Below are 16,590 nucleotides of genomic sequence, written 5' to 3' on the forward strand. Positions count from 1 at the left end.
TCGTTTTATAAAAGAAAGGAGGAACCCTCATGCTGGATGTATTGACCATCGGGGCGGCCTGCGTGGACGTCCTGGTGCGGGGGCTCGGCCGGTTCGACCCGGAGAGGGAAATCAACCCGGCGCGGCAGGTGGAGCTTTGCGTGGGCGGCGACGCGCTCAACGAGGCGGTGGTGCTCACCCGTCTTGGCAAGCGCGCCGGTCTGCTCGCAGCCCTTGGGGAGGGGAACGCCGCCGACTTTATCGCCGGGCAGCTCTCTCATGCGGGAGTGGACCTCTCGATGTGCCACAGGGATCAACACCGTCCTTCCCCGGTGAGCGTGGTAATGATCCGCACGGACGGCCAGCGCAGCTTCGTCAGCCCCCCGCCCGAAAGCCTGCCGCGCCTGCCGCGGGAGCTGCGGCTGCCAAAGGCGAAGGTAGTGACTCTGGCGAGCCTCTACCAGCCGCCCTTTTTGGACCTTGGATTCGCGCTCTCCTGCGCGCGGCAGGCAAAGGAAATGGGCGCGGTCCTCTGCACCGACGCGGTCTGCCCGCCGGGGGCCGTGATGGAGCAGTACCGCGAGCTCTGGCCGCTCGTCGACTACTTTTTCCCGAACCTCGAGGAGGCCGAGACCCTCACCGGCGAGCGCGACCCCGAAAGGGCCGCCGAAATGATCCTGCGCTTTGGGGTGGGGACGGCGCTGGTCAAAACCGGGAAGCGGGGGTGCCTTGCAAAAAACCAAAAGGGCTCCCATCAATCCCCGGCCTTTTTGACCGGGGCGGTGGACACCACCGGGGCGGGGGACTGCTTTGCCAGCGGCTTTATTGCCGGGCTGCTCGAGGGGGAGGACCTCGCCGGGTGCTGCCGGCTGGCGAACGCCGCGGCCTCGCTCGCGGTGCGCAGGACCGGGGCCACCTCCGGGATCGAAAGCCGGGAGCAGCTGCAAGGGGTGCTGGACGGGGAATAGACGAGATAGGGTATAGGCTCATGGCCACCTCCAAGGAGGTGGCCATGAGCCATATATGGAGGTAAGCGGTTATCCCTTGACGCCGCCCATCACGATCCCGCTGATGATGAAGCGCTGGAAGATGAAATAGAGCACCAGAATGGGGATCATTGAGATGGTGAAGATGGCGAACGCCTGCCCCAGGTTGACGAAATACTGCCCAAAGAAGGTGTATTGCAGCAGGGAGAGGATGTACTTGTCGGGCTTTTGCAGCACCACCACGCCGATGACGTATTCATTCCAGACGTCCAAAGCGTTGATGATGACCGAGGTCATGATGATCGGCTTCATCAGCGGCAGGACGACCGAGAAGAAATTGCGGAAGACCCCGCCCCCGTCGATGTAGGTGGCCTCCTCGATTTCGATGGGGATGGTCTTGACGAACCCCTTGATGATGATGACCGAGAAGCCGACCTGCGCGCCGATCTTGGCGATCGAAAAGCCGGTGAGGGTGTTGATCAGCCCCCAGCTTTGCAGCCGCATGTAGAGCGGGAGCATGTAGGCGTGGAACGGCACCAGGATGGTCAGCATGAGCAGCGCGCCGAAAACCTGGTAGATTCGGCTCTTGCGCCGGGCGATGGCATAGGCTGCCATCGAGCAGGCCACCGTCAGCACGGCGGTGCTCAGCACGGTCACCAGCAGGGTGTTGCTCAGCGGGACCAGGAAGTTGGTGCGCTCAAAGGCGTTTTTGAAGTTGTCCAAATATAGGTGGGTGGGGAAGCTCAGCCCCGAGGTGGTAATCTCCTCCTTGGGTTTAAAGGCATAACAGAACGCCAGGTAAAATGGGGAGAGCATGAGCGCCACCACCAGGAATTTGAGCAGGAAGTTGACTCCCCGCAAAACGGGATTGGTCTTCATGCGGGAAACCCTCCTTTTTTCAGCGTGTTCATCACAGCTCTACCTCCTTGCGGCGCAGATAGCCCTGGATACACTGCGTGATGATGAAGATGACGATCACCCAGACGATCGCCAGCGCCTGGCCGTAGCCGGCCTTGAAGTAGGGGAAGATGTTGTTGTAGATATAGATGTTCACCGATTCGCTCGCGCGTCCGGGCCCGCCGCCCCCGGTGGCGGCCATGGGGTAGTCGTAGAGCTTGAGCCCCCAGGCGGTCAGCAGCGTCACGTTGGCGGTGATGGCGGGCATGATCATCGGCACGGTGATCTTAAAGAACTGGGTTATTCTGCCTGCGCCCTCGATCCTGGCCACCTCGTAGAGGGATTCGTCCACCCCCTGGATGGCCGCGAGATAGATAACCATACAGTAGCCGGTGTCCCGCCAGATGGCGATCAGCGCCAGGCCGATGATGACCGTCTTGGGGACGGCCAGGATGTTGACCACGCCGGTGACGTTGTAAAATTCATTGAAGATGTACCGCACCATATAGGAGGAAAGCAGCAGCGAGATGACGTGCGGCATAAAGATCAGGGTGCGGAAGAGGTTGTTGTGCGCGCAGGCCTTCTTGAGCCAGACGGCGATCAGCAGGCCGAGGACGTTGCAGAGGACCACCTCGTAGATGGTGAATTCCAGGGTGTTGCCCACGGCGTTGTAGACGAACTTGTCGTGAAAGAGCTTGGCATAATTCTGGAAGCCCACGAAGGGCCGAACGTCCGAGAAGCCGTCCCACTCGGTGAAGGAGATCGGGATCCCCTCGATGAGCGGGAGCAGCACGAACAGGAAGAAAAACAAAAAGGCGGGCAGGATCATGACGAGATAGGGCGCCTCCCGCCTCATATAGCGGGCTATCCGCTGGGGGGCGCTCCTCTTCGGGGCGGCGGTCGTGCTGTTCATATCATCACCTTCTTTATAAAAGGCGGGGCGGCGTGCGCCGCCCCGCCGGGCTTCGTGCTATCTCATCGCGTCAAACTCGTCGTCCAGCCATTTGAGCGCGTTTTCATAGTCCTTGCGCTGCTCGGGCGGGAGGGCGACATAGGAGCGGAACACGGTCCTGGCCTTGGTCAGGGCCGGGCCCTCGAACTGGACCGCGTCCTTGGCGTAGTAGCGCTGTCCCTTGTCGACCAGGGCGAGCATCTCCTGGACCATCGGGTCGGCGTCGTCCATGGTCAGGCCCTTGATCGAGGAGATGGTTTTGGATTTCTCCAGCCAGGCCTTTGCGCCCTCCTCGCTGGTCAAAAAGTCCATGTAGGCGAGCGCGCCCTCGAGGTTCTTGGCCTTGGCGGAGATCATGAAGCCGTCGTCGTTGGCGAGGATGACGCCGTTCTTCTCGGCCTCCTCGAACACGCAGACCGGGATGAAGCCGAACTCGCCGTCGGGGGCGGCGGTGCGGATGTCGCCCACCGACCAGCTGCCCGAGGCGAGCATGCCCAGCGTCCCGTTGGCCAGCTGGATCACCCGCTCGGAACGGTCGACGCTCAGCTCATTGGCGTCCATGAAATCGAGCTCGATCTCATTCCAGACCTTGAGCCCCTCGAGGTAGGCCTTGGAATCGGCGAACTTGGCTTCCCCGTCCATGATCTTGCGGTTGATGTCGTTTTCGCCCATCGTCTGCCACAGCGGATGGCAGACCCACTGCACGTTGTCCAACACCACGTTGCCCTGCATATAGCCGCCGCTGATCGGGATAATCCCGGCGGCCTGCAGCTTCTCACAGGCTGCTTTAAACTCGCTGCGGGTGGTCGGCGCCTTGATCCCCTGCTCCTCAAAAACCTTCTTGTTGTAATAGACCCCGCCGATACTGGTGCTGGTCGGGATCGCCCAGATATGCCCGTCCTTGGTTTCGGGCTCCAGGGTGGCCTCGTTGATCCGGCTGGTGAAGGGCTGGTCCTCCAGGGGAAGGATTTCGCCCTTGTCGACCAGCTCGGAGAAGTCGGTCAGGATCCCCATGAACACATCGTACGGGTCGCCCGCCGCCACGCGGGTGCGGATCTGGTCGAGGAAGGTGTCCGAGCTGGTATGGGCCGCTTCGACCTTGTACTGCGGATACTTCGCTTCAAACTTTTCGATCACCGCGGTGACGCCGTTGACCTTGGTCTCCTCGTTGAAGTGGTCGATGTATTCGATCACCGTCTGCTCGCCCGGGGCGGGCGCCCCGGAGGAGGGGGCGGCTTCAGAGGAGGCGGGTGTCTGGGACTCTGCGGGGGCTTCGCTCTGGCCGCCGGAGCAGCCCGCAAAAGAGGCGAGGACCATCCCTGCGATCAGCAGGAAGGAAAGTGTCTTTTTCATCGTTTGAATGCACTCCTTTTTGTTGTCTTAAAGGTTTGGCCGTTTGATTTTTGGTCAGGGGATCATGGCGATCCGGCGCAGCTCGTAGTATTCGTCGAGGCTCCAGGCGGAGGAATCGCACCCGATCCCGGACTGCTTGACCCCCACATGGGGCAGCTGCGGGCCGCCGCCCGCGTCGTTGACAAAGACCTCGCCGAACTCCAGCGCCTCAAAGGCCTGTGAGAGCTTGCGCGCATCGTGCCCAAAGAGATAGGAGGCCAGGCCGTATTCGGTGTCCACCGCCAGGCGCAGCACCTCGCTGAGGTCCCGGTAGGGGCGCAGCGCGATGATCGGCCCGAAGATCTCCTCCCGGGAGACGCGCATATCCTCGGTGACGTCCGCCAGCAGGGCGGGGGTGATCCAGTTGCCCTGCTCGTATCCGGCGGGGGTTTCGCCGCCGCAGAGGAGCCTGGCGCCGCGCTGCTTGGCGTCCGCGAGCAGCTCAAACATCCGGTCGCGGGCGGCCCGTGTGATCATCGGGCCCATGGTGTTGCCCTCCTCGCGGTGTTTGCCGAGTTTGACCTGCCGCAGGTTTTCGAGCACCAGTCCGGTCATCCTTTCATAGATGCTCTCGTGGATATAGATGCGGTTATAGTCGGTGCACATCTGCCCGGAATTCGAGGTCTTCTTGTCGACGATCGACTTGGCCGCGAGCGCGAGGTCGGCGTCCTCCATCACTATACACGGCGCATTGCCGCCGAGCTCGAGCGAGTAGCGCTTGATCGAGGTCGCGCCCTGGGCCATCACCATCCGCCCGGAACGGGACGAGCCGATCAGGGTGATCATCTTGGGGATGGTGCTCGAGTTGAGCGCCGGCCCCAGCTCCTCGACCGGGCCCGCCAGGATGTTGAGCACTCCCGCCGGCAGCCCGATCCGATGTGCGATTTCGCCCATATACAGGGTGGCCAGCGGCGCGTCGGAGGAGGGCTTGAGCACGCAGGTGCAGCCCGAAGCGATTGTCGGGCCGATTTTGAAGCCCGCGTTGCCCAGCGGGTAGTTCCAGGCCAGGTGCCCCACGATCACGCCCAGCGGGCGTTTCTCCACGATGTGGTAGGTGTTCCCGTAGGGGCGGTTGTAGCAGGGGAGGGAGGTGCCGTAGACCCGGCGCACCTCCTCGGCATAAAACTGCAGGCAGTCGGTGCACCAGTCGAAATCCTCCACCGCCACCCGGAAGGGCTTTCCGGTCTCGCGGGAGAGGAGGTCGCAGATGAAGTCCTTCTCCGCCAGCAGGGCGTCGCGGAATTTGTGCAGCCAGGCCACCCGTTCGTCCATGGTGGTTTTTGACCAGGATGAAAAGGCGCGCTGCGCGGCCAGGAGGGCCGCCTCGGCCTGCTGCGCGGTGGCCGCGCCGATCGTGGCGATCTCCTCCCCGGTGGCCGGGTCGCACACCCCGAAGGGTTCGCCGAGGCCGTCCACCAGCATACCGTCTATGTACTGTTTGACCATCTCTCACGGCTCCTTTGTTTTGCTTCCGCCGCACCGAGGCGCGGGCGGATATTGATTTTCAGTTGTATATTAACGTTAATATCAATATAATCTATATTAACGTTAATGTCAAGAGAAAAGCGATGTTGAACTATACAAAGATAACAAGAAATCTTTGTACATTAGTATGAATTATCCTGTCTTTGCCGAAAGCGCTTCATAAAATCGGGCAGAAGCCCAACCCGTAATTTGGACAAAAACCGGTCACGAAGCTGATGGTCATGGGATATGATCCATATTACTGCTTCTCAAAAACAGGGGAAGGGGACAAAAAAGGCCCGAAGCGTACGCTTCGGGCCCGTCTCATGGCTCAGTCTAGACAATATTCTTCCCCGGCCTTGACCACATCCCAGTCGAGCATTAGCCCCAGTCCCGGCCCTTCCGGGGCATGGACATAGCCTTCGGAGTCGATGCGGAGTCCCTTCTGCACGCCGACGTCGAAGGCCCCTTCCTTTCCCCGCACCAGCGGCAGCTCGAAGAACTCGCAATTGGTGATCGAGAGCATGCAATGCAAATTCGCGGCCTGCGTATAGGTCCCGCCGAACGAGTGCGGTTCAAAATTGAGGCCGTACATTCCGCATAGGGTGGCGAGCTTTCTCATTTCGGTGATCCCGCCGGTGAAATCGCTGATCGTGCGGAAGATCCGGACCGCACGCCTCTCGAGATAGGTGCGGTAGTCCCCGCGCAGTTCCACCGTCACCGGGATGTCCAGCTTTTTTGTCAAATAGGCGTAGCCGTCGATATCCTCGGCGGGGAGGGGGGCCTCGTACCAGTGGAATCTGAGCTCCTCCAGTACCCGCCCCACCCGCAGCGCTTCGGGCACGTCCAGGGCGAAGATCGCGTCGTGGATCAGGATCATTTCATCACCGACCGCCTTCCGTACCGCGCGGCAGTCCTCCATGCTGAAGGGATGGACCTTGCTGGCGCGGTAGCCCCGCTCGCGCAGCTCGGCGGCCTGCTCGGCCTTCTCCTCGCGGGACTTGGGCGGCTCGCCGCTGGCGTAGGCGAGGATCTTATCCCGCGCGCCGCCGAGCAGCTTGTAGAGCGGCAGCCCGGCTTTCTTGCCGGCGATGTCCCATAGGCAGCAATCGATAGCGGCGAAGGCCGGCCCCTTTTCGGCATACCACATTTTGCCCAGGCGCTGCCAGTGGCGTTCAATGAGCAGCGGGTCCTCCCCGAGCAGGTAAGGGCGCATCTGGCGCAGGGCTTCGGCCACCGCGCCGGGCCGGGATGAGGGGACTTCGGACCAGATGATGTAATCGCCTTCGATCCCTTCGTCGGTCAGCACCCTTACCAGGGTGTATTCGATCAGGTTGCGGGGGATGGCCGGCAGCAGAGTGGTTTCCTTGAGGCGGTGGCACTTTATATCGGTAATTTTCATATTGGGAATACCTCCATTATATTAACGTTAATATACTCTTCTGTTGCTATTATAGTGGATAAAATCTATTCTGTAAAGATAAAAAATAAATTTATTGCGCCGTGCTTGACAAGTTGGGGAGGGGTGGGTAAGATAAAGATGATCAGTTATATTAACGTTAATATACTTTGGAGGGGACGAAATGTTCCGAATTGACGAGTTAAAGAAGAAGCTGGAAAACGGTGGCCTGGCCATCGGGACGCATGTGAAGTGGCGGGAGGCGAGCTTCAGCGAGCTGTTCGCGATGGAGGGGTACGACTATATCTGGATCGACGGGGAGCACAGCGCCCTGACGCTCGACATGGTGGCCGCGCAGGTGCGCGCCGCGCAGGCGAACGGCGCGGCGGCCTTCTACCGCGTGCCCTGGAACGACCCGGTGCTGGTAAAGCCTGTGCTGGAGATCGGGATGGACGGGGTCATCTTCCCCTTCATCCGCACGGCGAAGGAGGCGGCGGCCGCGGTGGCGGCCTGCAAATACCCGCCCGAGGGGATCCGTGGCTATGCGCCGGGGCGGGCGATCCGGTACGGGCTCACCCCGATGGAGGAGTACTTCGAGCAGGCGAAGAAGACCTGGGTGATCGCGCAGCTCGAGCACATCGACGCGGTGCGCAACCTGGATGAGATCCTCAGCGTGCCGGGGATCGACGCGTTCGTGGTGGGGATGATGGACCTGTCGGCCTCGATCGGGAAGATCGGGCAGCTGCGCGATCCGCAGCTGCTGGGGCTGCTCGATGAGATCGGGGAGAAGTGCCGCGCGGACGGGCGGCCGTTCGGGGTGTCGATGGGATACATGCCGGAGATTGTGGAGGAATGGATGGCGCGGGGCGCGCGGCTGATCTCGGTGGGGGGCGACGAGGAGTTCCTGGTCAAGCAGGGCACCGCCACCCTGAAAGGGATGAAGGAGCTGTTTCAAAAGGAGGTGGCGCGATGAAACGCTGCCGAGTCGGGGTGATCGGCCTGGGCTTCGTCGGGATGGCGCATATCGACGCGCTGCGCCGCCTGCCCGGGGTGGAGGTGGCCGCCGTCTGCGCCCCGGTGGGGGCGCAGGAGATCGCCGAACGGTACCATGTCCCGTTCTGGTGCGAGGACTGGGAGGAGCTGCTGGCGCAGGAGACCTTAGACGCGGTGCATATCTGCACCCCCAACCACCTGCATTACCCCATCGCCAAGGCGGCGATTGAGCGCTCGCTCGCCGTCGTCTGCGAGAAGCCCTTCACCCGCACGGTGGAGGAAGCCCGCGAGCTCGCCGCGCTGGCGAAGGAGCGGGGGAACGGCAACATGGTCAACTTCCACAACCGCTTCTATCCCATGACCCACCGGCTGCGCACCCTCTGCCTGGGAGGGGAGCTGGGGGAGGTCATCTCGGTGGACGGAGCCTACTTGCAGGACTGGCTGCTCTACCAGACGGACTACAGCTGGCGGCTGTCGAAGGAGCAGTCGGGGTGCACGCGCACGGTGGCGGACATTGGCTCGCACTGGCTGGACCTGGCGGAGTATGTGACGGGGAAGCGGATCACGGGCGTGATGGCGCAATTTAAAACCTGGTACCCGGTGCGAAAGCGGGCGAAGGGGGAGCTTGCGACCTTTGCGAAGGCGGGGCCGGATACCGGGTACGTTGAGGAGCCGGTCGAGACGGAGGACCTGGCGAGCGTGCTGCTGCGTTTTGAGGGAGGAGCGGTGGGGAGCGCTTGCTTCTCGCAGATGTGCGCGGGGAGGAAGAACAGCCTGCGGCTGCAGGTCTCGGGGACGAAACAGTCGGCGCAGTGGGAGCTGGAACGGCCGGACCAGCTGGAGCTGGGGCGCCGGGAGGGGGGCAATCTGCTGCTGCAAAAGGACCCGTCGGACTGCGATAGGGAGACGGCGGAGCTGATCTCCTACCCTGCGGGGCACGGCGAGGGGTTTCCGGGGGCGTTTACTGATGTGCGATAAAGAAGTAATAGAAGTGTAAAAAATTTTGCCGTTCCTATCCGGCACTCGCGCGTTGTGTCGGATAGGTCGGGCGTTAGGCTTCGGGCAAGTCAATCTTGCCGACAAAGCTGTAATAAATCTCAATGTCCTGCCTGCGGGTGCCGTTCTCGTCATAGCTGCACTCATGCACGACGATTTTCTCAATCATCTCCCGCAAGAGGGTGGGGGTCAATTCCTCAAAGGCAAGGTGCTTTCGGACGATACCCATAAACTTTTCCGCATTGACGGTGGCGGCCTGCGACTTGGAAAGTTCCTCCTGCAAAGCGGCGGCGCGGTCTTTCAGTTCCCGCTGTTCCTGCTCATAGTCTGCCGACAGTTCCATGAAACGCTCGTCGCTGATTTTGCCGTTCACATTGTCCTCATACAGCCGCTTGATTATGCGGCTCACTTCAGAAATGCGCTCCTGTGCCTGTTCAAGCTGCTTCGTGGCTGCGGCGGTCTTTCTCTTGCCGCCGATCTCGTTCTGCTGGATAAGCAGCTTCACAAAGCGGCTCTCATGCTTGGCGGCATACTCGGTCACTTGCCGGAGATTGGAGAGGACACCGGCGGTCAACAGGTCGGTGCGGATAAAGTGCGCCGTACAGTCGCTGGTGCGCTTCTTGTAGCTGCCGCAGATGTAACAGTCCTGCTTGCGGTTCTTGTTCTGATACCGCTGCTGGTACATCACATGGCCGCAGTCGGCGCAGAACAGCATACCGGAGAACAGCCCCACTTCATCATAGCGGTTCGGGCGTTTGCGCTGCTTGCGTAACTCCTGCACGCGCTCCCATGTTTCCGTGTCGATAATCGGCTCATGGTGGTTCGGGAAAATGGCCTGCTTCTCGATGGGGTTCTCTACTCTGTGCTTGGTCTTGTAAGAGGGCTTCTCCGTCTTGAAGTTTACCAGACAGCCGGTGTACTCCCGGTTTTCCAACAGGTGGACAACGGTATTTGTCGCCCATTTGCACTCATAGCCGGGGTGATAGCGGCGTGTGCTGCCAGTCCGCTGATATTCCAGCGTCCCCGGCGTGGGGATTTGCTGCTCCGTAAGCATACGGGCAATCTTGGTCGGGCCGTTCCCGGCAAGGCAAAGCTGGTATATCTGCCGGACTACCGGCGCGGTTTCCTCGTCAACGATATAGTTCTCGTCCTCGTCCATGAGGTAGCCATACACCGGCTTGCTGGTAACGGGCTTGCCGCTCATGCCTTTTGCTCGTTTTACTGCCTTGATTTTCTTGCTCGTATCTCTCACCAGCCATTCGTTGAACAGATTTCGCAGAGGGGTAAAATCGTTGTCCATGCCGCCGTTTGCGCTGTCCACATTGTCGTTGACAGCGATAAAACGCACTCCCTTTTGAGGGAACAGCATTTCCGTGTAAAATCCCACCTGCAAGTAGTTACGCCCTAACCGGCTCATGTCCTTGACGATGACCGTACCCACTTTCCCGGCTTCAATGTCTGCAAGCATGGCTTGAAAACCGGGCCTTTGAAAGTTCGCGCCGGAATAGCCGTCGTCGGTGTACCAGCGCAGGTTGGTAAAGCCATTCTGTTTTGCAAAGGTTTCGAGTATCCGTTTTTGGTTCGATATGGAATTACTCTCGCCTTGCAATTCGTCCTCATGGGACAATCTCGGATAAAGGGCGGTAATGAGGTTTTGGGTGGCTTGTCTTAACATAAAATCCTCCGTTTCCGACAGCCAGCCCCACTATTCCGTGGTTTCATTGTACCACGGAACAGGGCTGGTTGTATAGCGGCAAAAGTGTCAAATCTGCTTCTTTACAGCTTGTCAAATCGCCGGTTTTTGTGTAGCAGCGGCTTCCGCTTCCAGTACCCGCGCCATTTTGTCGGCGGCGGTGGTGGTAGTGTCTTTCTTGAAATAGCCGGACACGACAAGGACGGAATTGCCCATGCGGATTTCCGTCACACAGTCGGGGCGGCGGGCGGTGCGGGTGTCGGGCTGCTTGTTATCTGCCATAGGCAATACTCCTTTCACTCGTTCATCAGTTCTTTCAAAAGCCCCAGCTTGTCCTGTGCGGCCTTTTTGCGGAAATTGCCGCCGGTACAGCACACCGGGGGACACATTTCCAGCACCCGGTCATAAATCCGGGAATGGGCGGTGTCTTTTGGGTGCTGCAACTCTGAAAGCGTGAGGTTGGTCGTGACGATCAGCGGCTTGCGGCTGCGGTAACGGCTGTCAATCACATGGAAAACCTGTTCCAGCCCGTATTCTGTCCCGCGCTCCATACCGAAGTCGTCAAGGATTAGCAGCGGATAGCGGCAAAGACGGGAAATATATTCATTCCTGCCCTCAAAGCTGGCGGCAAGGTCATTGAGGATAAGGGCAAAATTCGTCATATAGACGGGGATTTCTTTCTCCATGAGGGCGTTTGCGATACAGCCCGCAAGGTAACTCTTGCCGGTGCCGACGCTCCCCCAGAACAGGCAGCCCACATTCCCGGCGTAAGCCCGTTCCCAGTTCTTCACATAGTTGCGCGCCCGGATTGCCTGCGGGTTCTGGCCGTTGTCGTTCTCAAAAGTCCAGTCCCGCATGGCGGGGTCGGTAAAGCCCCGGCGTTTCAAGTCCTCTACGGTGTCAAGGTGCTTTTGCCGTTTCTCGGCGGCTTCCCGTTCCTCGCGGGCGGCTCTCTGGCAGTCGCACTCTGCCGGGTGGCGGTCACGGCCAAAGATAGCGGCCTTGTCCGGCGCAAAATAGGCTTCTTTCGGCTTATGGCACTTGCCGCAGTACAGTAAACCGTCCTCGCCGGTGTAGTCCTCCTGCTCCGGGGTGGTGGCGGTCAATCTGTCAATCATTTCTGAAAATGTGGTGTTCATAGGCTCTCTCCCTCCTTGAATGAGTAATCGGGGACGCCCTGTTTTGCGGCTCCCTTTCTGTCCCGGTCTGCCCACATACGGACAGCGGCGGCATAGTTGCGGTAATCTTTCCCGGTGGCGGCGATATACTGGCTCAATTCCTCGATGAACCGTTCCAGCCTGTCGGGGTACTCTGCCTGCAACTCGTCGTATTCGGTCTGTGACAGAAAAATATTCTGGTATCTGCCAAAAGCTGCGGGCGGCTCCCCACTCGCTCCCATTGTTTGGTTCTCTGTAAGGTTGTTTATAGTAGTTTGGTTAGGGGACGGTTTTCCGACCATCATAAGGTCGGTTTTCTGACCATCAGTAGGTCGGTTTTCCGGCTCTGTGAGGGTCGGATTTCCGGCCATCAGTTGGTCGGAAAACTGTACCTGTGGCACACGCGGCACTTTCACATATAGCCGGTTCGGTGCGGAGAAGCCGCCCCGTTCCCGTTCCAAAAGCCCCGCCATGTCCAGTTCGTTAAGCGCCCCCTTTATGGTGGTGCTGCCTTTATCCAGTATTTCGGCTATCTCCGCGATGGGATAGATAATATAAATCCTGCCCTCGTCGTCCTGCCACTTGTTCTTCTGGGAGAGGGTGGAGCGGTCTAACAGCAGCGCATAGAGCAGCTTGGCGGTCTGGGAAATCTCCATTTTGAACAGGAAACGGGGATAGGGCAGATAGGCGGGCAGCTTCGTGTCTGCCGTGATATAATCAGCGATAGTATCACCTCCCTGTGTTCGGGTTGATTTTGGCGGTTTGTACGCATTTAGAACGCCGTTTCCGGAGGAAAAGGATAAATGTATCGCACACCCTTTGACACCCACGAAAAAAGCCTTGATTTATGCGGGTTTGAAAGGCTCTAAAGCGTGACATTTATGCCTTTGTTTCCGTTTTCGCTCGGCGGCTTTGATTTTCTTCATGCGTCCGGCGCAGTCGGGGCAGTATTTTCCCCGGTTGGATTTGGGGACAAAGGCCGCGCCGCAGACGGCGCACCGTTTCCGGCTCCCCCGGTACAAGAGGGCTGCGGCCAGTTCCCCGTCAAGGGGCAGGACAGCCACACGGAACCACCGGCACATGAGGGAAAGGGAAATGCTCTGGACGCACACGCAAGGCTCCCCGTCATCTAACAGCAGACAGTTCCCTCCATCGTAGTTACAGCACTCATGCACCAGCCGCCGCGCCCGCCGGTGCTGTCGGTAGTCCATGCGGGGCAGCTTATCGTTCATGGCTCTGCTCCTTTCTGCGGCGGGGTTCCTCCCGGCGCAAAATCTGGTCGATGTTCCGCTTGACGGTCTGCAACTCCGCATACCGCTGTTTCTGTTCGTGGTAGGTGTTATACAGGCCGGATTTCTTGGAAACAAGCTGCTCGATCTCGTCCCGCAACGCTTTCCGGGCGGGCAGCTTGGTAATACCATGCGCCTTGAAATACCGGGCGGCTGCGTCGGCTATGATAAAGTCGCTCTCATGCGCCTGCCGGTATGCGGCGCGGGCTTTCTCGGATTTCTGCGCTTTCAGCCCGTCGCGGGCGGGCTTGGTCTTGGCGTAGGCAAGCACCTGCCGCTGCAACTCCTTTTTCCCTTGTAGCTTCGTTTCCAGTGCTTTCAGTTCGCCGCTGGTCTGGCGCATTTCCTGATAGGCAGTATCAACGGCGGCTTCTAACTGCTCCGGGGAAGTAAAGCCGTATTCCTGATACACATTCAGCGTCGCGGCCATCTGTTTGAGGTTGTGCATGGTCGCCCAGCGTTCATAGCCCCGGCCTTTGCCCTCGGCTTTCTTCTGCTCAATGTCCACAAGCCGCTGCACATTCGGGGCGGTTCGGGCGGCTCTGTCTGCCCGCAGTTGGTCTTTGATAGAGGGCGGCGTACTGGATATAGCTGCGGCCTTTTCTGCGGTTCTGGCGGCGTTCTGTTCCAAAACGGCAAGGACAGCGGCGCGTTCAAAATCGTCGCCCAGCTTGCGGGCGGTAATGGGCTTTGTCCTGTCTGGCGTGAGGTAACTAAGCCGCCCCCGGCTCTCCTTGACGGCCACGCCCTCCCGCAGCAGCAGAGAGGAAAAGTCCTCGAATGAGGCCGCCGCAGACAGCGCGGCGCGTATGGTCTGCCGCAGCTTCTCCTTGTTCGTTTCAAACTTGGTCTGCCGGGGCGTGATACCGCCTGCAATCATGGGGGCGTTCTGCTTATCCAGCGCGGCCTGTCCCTTTTTCTGCGCCCAATACTCTCGGTCTGTGACGCGGTTCTTGCTGCCGTTCAAGAGGTCGATTTGATAAAGCCCCTCCCGGTGGCACATCTCCATGACTTCGGACTTGAAGTAGCGCAAGGCCGCGTCGGTACAGCGGTGCTTGCACCCGGCTTTCGTGTCGGCTGGCCTGTCCATGTAGGGCAGGAACGGCACTTCCTCAATCCGCAGGCTGTTAATGACGATATGCACATGGATATTGCCGCTGTGGTTATGCCCGTCCGGGTGAGTGCATACAAGGGCTTGGTGGCCGGGGAAATGTTCGGCGCAAAACTTCTCGCCCAATGCCTGCGCCCGGTCTACGGTCAAGCCGTTGTCCGGCCCGTCCCGTGGGTCAAAGCTGATGATATAGTGGTGGCTTTTCACATCTTCCCGCCGCTGGTTTTTCTCATAGCGGAGATTTGCCCGCATACACGCAACGGCAAAATCCTCCCCGCCGCAGTTCAGCGTGGACAGCCGGTAGTCCTCGCGGGGGATAAGCCTGCCGGTTTCATCAAGGACGGGCTTCATGGTAAACTCGTCATGCTCAAACAGCAGATACTGTTCGGCGGCTCCGTAGTCGGCGTTTTTAGAGTTGATATGCTTGAGTGTTGCCAACCGCGTCACCTACTTTCTGTAAGACTTCATACTTGAGGGCGGCAAGGTCGGCTATGGCGGCGCGTACCTCGCCGGACAGCGCGTTGTAGGGTGCGCCGTACTCGTTCAGACACCGGGCTATCTGGTTAAGGTTGCCGCCGATTTTGCCGTACTCGGCTGTGAGTTTCCCGACAGCGGAAAGCAGCTCGTCATTGACCGCTGATACATGGATAACGGGGCGTATGGCGGTGCGCCGTATCGCCTGCCGGAGAAATTCGGACTGGCTGATACCATAGGGCGCAAGCCGCGCTGTGAAGTCGGCGTATTCATCTTCGGACAGCCGGGTTTTCACAACGCGGCTGCGGTGGGGTGTGTTGTATCGCTTCGGCATAGGCTGAAAACCTCCTCTCACTATTCCTATTGCTGAATTTTTTCGGATTTTGGGCGGAGAATTTTTCCCCTCACTCCTCCTATTGGGCAACTTTTTTCTACTTTGGGCGGAGAAATCTCTCTACCCCTTTCATTGCTGAACTTTTCGGGAAATAACAAAAATTTTTTTGCGTTTGGGGTAAAAAACTCTCTACTTCTCCCATTGGGCAACTTTTTGGAAAATAACAAAAACTGTTTTCAGTTTTTTCGCCCGCAAGGGCGCAAAGCAGGGTTTGGGGAAGGCACTCCCCAACAAGTTTCCCGCGAGGGGCAAAACCGCAGAATTGCGGATTTTGGCACCGTGGTAGAAACTTGCTCTGTAACTGCCGCAAACTGCCCCTGTCTGGTTTTTGCGTACATAGAACGGACAGGGCGGGGCTTCCGGCTCGCTGTGTACGGTCTTTTTTCCTTTTCGCTAAAGATACATTTCAAAGGCCGCCAGCTACCCGCTGAAAGAAGATTTTTCAAAATTTCTTTTGCCTTAGTAATCCGGGCAACAGGTTTTTGGCAACCGGCGGGGCAGAAAATTTTTCCTTTCACTCCCTACACCACCGCGTTTTGAAATTTGCCAAACAAAACGGCTTATTTTCTCTTTGCTTCTTACTACGGACAAAAATCAGAAATGCCAAACGCCGGGGCAAAAAATTTCCCTCTCACTTACTACTACAATCCAAACAGGGCAAAATGGCCGGAAACGGAGCTGGGCAACAAAAAAAGCAGCAAATCTTTTTCAGACTTACTGCTTTCACTGGCCGCGCCGGTGGGCGGCGGGTATTCAGTTGTAAAGTTTATCGGTCAAAACGAAATTTGAATAAAGCAGCAATTAGCTTCTGCTTCACATATTCCTCAACCTCGGCGTTGACTTTCCCGTGTACTTTGGAACAGTAGCGGATATATCCGGCGTAGTGGGAAAGAACGGTGTCGATTGCGTCCGGGTCGCCCTCATGCGCCTTGACGATTGTTTCATAGGGGAGAAGTTTACTCATAGCGTTTTCCCTCCATAAGCCGCCGGAGCCGCTTCAAGGCAAGCTGGATATGCCGCCCCGCTGTGCTGCGTGTCCGGCCGATATGTACGCCGATCACGCGCTGCGGCTGGCGCATGAAATAGTAGCGGAAAATTTCTTCCTGCGTCTGCTCCGGCAAGAGGGCAAGGGCAGCGGCAAGTTCCGCATGGTACAGAACGGCGGTCTGTCCGCAGGCGGTAAAAAGATATTCTTCAAGCTGCTCCGGCTCGGCAAACTGGACAAACTTCTCATTCATCAGATAGTCAAGGGAAACTTCCCGTTCCCACCTCCGGCGCAGATTGATAACTTTATCTATGGCTGCATGACGAATGACAACCTTGCAAAAGGCGTTAAAGGTGTACTGGATATGCACCTTGTAGGCTTCATCTTCGGTCATGGAAATTCCCCCTCTCTGATAATAGTGCGGGGCGG

The 16,590-nt window shown here is 58.6% G+C and carries 19 protein-coding genes; 5 read left to right on the forward strand and 14 right to left on the reverse strand.

Annotated features, from left to right (window positions below):
- Positions 1-29 precede the first annotated feature (29 nt).
- A complete protein-coding gene (locus B5477_RS07055) occupies positions 30-947 on the forward strand; it encodes a carbohydrate kinase family protein (protein WP_079699036.1) in 918 nt (305 codons plus the stop codon).
- Positions 948-1,016: 69 nt separating this feature from the next.
- Here the strand turns inward: B5477_RS07055 and B5477_RS07060 are convergent, their stop codons facing one another.
- The 5 genes from B5477_RS07060 to B5477_RS07080 form a co-directional block, all read right to left on the reverse strand.
- Positions 1,017-1,844, reverse strand: coding sequence for a carbohydrate ABC transporter permease (locus B5477_RS07060; RefSeq protein WP_079699037.1), 828 nt, complete (start codon positions 1,842-1,844; stop codon positions 1,017-1,019).
- Positions 1,845-1,875: 31 nt separating this feature from the next.
- Positions 1,876-2,775 (reverse strand): carbohydrate ABC transporter permease, encoded by a 900-nt coding sequence (locus B5477_RS07065; RefSeq protein WP_242942143.1) that lies wholly within the window; start codon positions 2,773-2,775, stop codon positions 1,876-1,878.
- Between the two features lie 57 nt (positions 2,776-2,832).
- Positions 2,833-4,167, reverse strand: a complete 1,335-nt coding sequence (locus B5477_RS07070) for an ABC transporter substrate-binding protein (RefSeq protein ID WP_079699038.1) — start codon at positions 4,165-4,167, stop codon at positions 2,833-2,835.
- Positions 4,168-4,221: 54 nt separating this feature from the next.
- Positions 4,222-5,652, reverse strand: a complete 1,431-nt coding sequence (locus tag B5477_RS07075; protein ID WP_079699039.1) for an aldehyde dehydrogenase family protein — start codon at positions 5,650-5,652, stop codon at positions 4,222-4,224.
- Positions 5,653-6,001: 349 nt separating this feature from the next.
- Positions 6,002-7,072 (reverse strand): mandelate racemase/muconate lactonizing enzyme family protein, encoded by a 1,071-nt coding sequence (locus tag B5477_RS07080; protein WP_079699040.1) that lies wholly within the window; start codon positions 7,070-7,072, stop codon positions 6,002-6,004.
- A 181-nt stretch (positions 7,073-7,253) separates the two neighbouring features.
- Between B5477_RS07080 and B5477_RS07085 the strand changes: the two genes are divergently transcribed.
- Positions 7,254-8,042: an HpcH/HpaI aldolase family protein gene (locus B5477_RS07085; RefSeq protein ID WP_079699041.1), complete on the forward strand. Its 789-nt coding sequence runs from the start codon at positions 7,254-7,256 to the stop codon at positions 8,040-8,042.
- Positions 8,039-9,040 (forward strand): Gfo/Idh/MocA family protein, encoded by a 1,002-nt coding sequence (locus B5477_RS14860; protein ID WP_159448963.1) that lies wholly within the window; start codon positions 8,039-8,041, stop codon positions 9,038-9,040. The genes B5477_RS07085 and B5477_RS14860 overlap by 4 nt, the downstream gene beginning before the upstream one ends.
- Positions 9,041-9,113: 73 nt before the next feature.
- On the opposite strand, the gene B5477_RS07095 is transcribed toward B5477_RS14860, so the two are convergent.
- From B5477_RS07095 to B5477_RS07125, 7 genes are all read right to left on the reverse strand, one after another.
- Complete coding sequence (locus B5477_RS07095) at positions 9,114-10,733, reverse strand: recombinase family protein (RefSeq protein WP_079699042.1); 1,620 nt, start codon at positions 10,731-10,733, stop codon at positions 9,114-9,116.
- Positions 10,734-10,844: 111 nt separating this feature from the next.
- Positions 10,845-11,033, reverse strand: coding sequence for a transposon-encoded TnpW family protein (locus B5477_RS07100; RefSeq protein ID WP_066522963.1), 189 nt, complete (start codon positions 11,031-11,033; stop codon positions 10,845-10,847).
- A gap of 14 nt (positions 11,034-11,047) precedes the next feature.
- Positions 11,048-11,890 (reverse strand): ATP-binding protein, encoded by an 843-nt coding sequence (locus tag B5477_RS07105; RefSeq protein WP_066522962.1) that lies wholly within the window; start codon positions 11,888-11,890, stop codon positions 11,048-11,050.
- On the reverse strand, positions 11,887-12,738 hold the full coding sequence (locus B5477_RS07110) for a replication initiator protein A (protein ID WP_232818859.1): 852 nt from the start codon (positions 12,736-12,738) through the stop codon (positions 11,887-11,889). Before B5477_RS07110 ends, B5477_RS07105 begins: the two co-directional genes overlap by 4 nt.
- A 15-nt stretch (positions 12,739-12,753) precedes the next feature.
- Positions 12,754-13,140, reverse strand: a complete 387-nt coding sequence (locus B5477_RS07115; protein ID WP_079699043.1) for a cysteine-rich VLP domain-containing protein — start codon at positions 13,138-13,140, stop codon at positions 12,754-12,756.
- Positions 13,130-14,746, reverse strand: a complete 1,617-nt coding sequence (locus tag B5477_RS07120; RefSeq protein WP_066522957.1) for a relaxase/mobilization nuclease domain-containing protein — start codon at positions 14,744-14,746, stop codon at positions 13,130-13,132. Before B5477_RS07120 ends, B5477_RS07115 begins: the two co-directional genes overlap by 11 nt.
- Positions 14,718-15,116 (reverse strand): plasmid mobilization protein, encoded by a 399-nt coding sequence (locus B5477_RS07125; protein ID WP_066522956.1) that lies wholly within the window; start codon positions 15,114-15,116, stop codon positions 14,718-14,720. Before B5477_RS07125 ends, B5477_RS07120 begins: the two co-directional genes overlap by 29 nt.
- 102 nt (positions 15,117-15,218) lie before the next feature.
- Between B5477_RS07125 and B5477_RS15040 the strand changes: the two genes are divergently transcribed.
- Both B5477_RS15040 and B5477_RS07130 read left to right on the forward strand, forming a co-directional pair.
- Positions 15,219-15,716, forward strand: coding sequence for a hypothetical protein (locus B5477_RS15040; RefSeq protein WP_159448964.1), 498 nt, complete (start codon positions 15,219-15,221; stop codon positions 15,714-15,716).
- Between the two features lie 3 nt (positions 15,717-15,719).
- Positions 15,720-15,965, forward strand: coding sequence for a hypothetical protein (locus tag B5477_RS07130; protein ID WP_242942144.1), 246 nt, complete (start codon positions 15,720-15,722; stop codon positions 15,963-15,965).
- On the opposite strand, the gene B5477_RS07135 is transcribed toward B5477_RS07130, so the two are convergent.
- Both B5477_RS07135 and B5477_RS07140 read right to left on the reverse strand, forming a co-directional pair.
- Complete coding sequence (locus B5477_RS07135) at positions 15,943-16,140, reverse strand: helix-turn-helix domain-containing protein (RefSeq protein ID WP_079699044.1); 198 nt, start codon at positions 16,138-16,140, stop codon at positions 15,943-15,945. The two genes, B5477_RS07130 and B5477_RS07135, sit on opposite strands and share 23 nt — an antisense overlap.
- Positions 16,133-16,555: an RNA polymerase sigma factor gene (locus B5477_RS07140; protein WP_079699045.1), complete on the reverse strand. Its 423-nt coding sequence runs from the start codon at positions 16,553-16,555 to the stop codon at positions 16,133-16,135. Before B5477_RS07140 ends, B5477_RS07135 begins: the two co-directional genes overlap by 8 nt.
- Positions 16,556-16,590: the final 35 nt, after the last annotated feature.

Source organism: Provencibacterium massiliense, assembly GCF_900169495.1.
Classification (GTDB): domain Bacteria; phylum Bacillota; class Clostridia; order Oscillospirales; family Ruminococcaceae; genus Harryflintia; species Harryflintia acetispora.